This is a genomic window from Agrobacterium albertimagni AOL15 (assembly GCF_000300855.1).
GTDB lineage: Bacteria > Pseudomonadota > Alphaproteobacteria > Rhizobiales > Rhizobiaceae > Allorhizobium > Allorhizobium albertimagni.
Genome location: NZ_ALJF01000039.1, coordinates 1 through 811, shown reverse-complemented (window position 1 = coordinate 811; position 811 = coordinate 1). Strand labels below are relative to the sequence as shown.

Sequence of the window (811 nt, the reverse complement as noted above, 5' to 3'; positions counted from 1 at the left end):
TCGAAGAGCTTGGCTTCCTCGCGCTTGACCTCGGGAGAAAGCTCCAGACCCTCGAAGGAAAGCACGTCGAGACCGTCGCGTTCGGCCACAAGCCGCGCCATCATCGCCTTCAGCTGGGCGACCTGCGAGGTGACGATGCCGAGCTCGATGCGCAGTTGCGTGTCGTCGAGGCGCAGAACGACATCGCCCTTCTCAACCAGAGAGCCGATCTTCACGGGAATCTCGACGATCGTGCCGCCATCGACATGCTGGACCTGCTTGGTCTCTCCAATGACGACGAGTTCGCCCTGCGAGATGACGGCGCCTGCGAGCTTCGCATGAGCAGCCCATCCGCCGATCCCGGCGGTCAGTGCGAGACCGAGTACGGTCGCGGCGAGCATGCGTCCCTTCAGACCCTTGCCGGAGAGCGAGACATGCGTGTCAGTGTCATCAAGGCGCTTCGTCATATTGTGTCCCCCTTACGCAGTTTACAGTTTCGGCCCGTAGCCGTGCCGATCACGAGGTTCGGATCAGACCACGAGCCCTTCGACCTGGCCCGGCATGTGGAAGGCCGTCAAAATCAGGTCGTCTTCATTGAGGTCCCGAGCACTGATGATGACGATCTCGTAGTCCTGGTCGCCGTCAATGTCGGTGATGAGCTGCAAGACATGATGGCCTGCATCATCGTCGTCGATCATCTTCTTGTAGAGTTTGACCAAGGTCTTGTGGTCGTGGCGGTCGAGCTCGAGCGTGCTCTCGCCATCGTCGAAGTAGAGGCGGCCGAGCTCCCGCTCCAGCTTCGACAGGTAGACCTTGTCGCCGACGTCGAAAT

At 60.4% G+C, this 811-nt stretch carries 1 protein-coding gene and 1 pseudogene; both read right to left on the bottom strand.

All coding sequences use genetic code 11. The annotated features are described in order from the left end of the window. Positions 1-446 (bottom strand): annotated as a pseudogene (locus tag QWE_RS24210) (HlyD family type I secretion periplasmic adaptor subunit); the annotation flags it as partial. A 63-nt stretch (positions 447-509) separates the two neighbouring features. Continuing rightward, on the bottom strand, positions 510-811 hold a 302-nt coding region (locus QWE_RS24205; RefSeq protein WP_006728814.1), incomplete at its 5' end, for a hypothetical protein.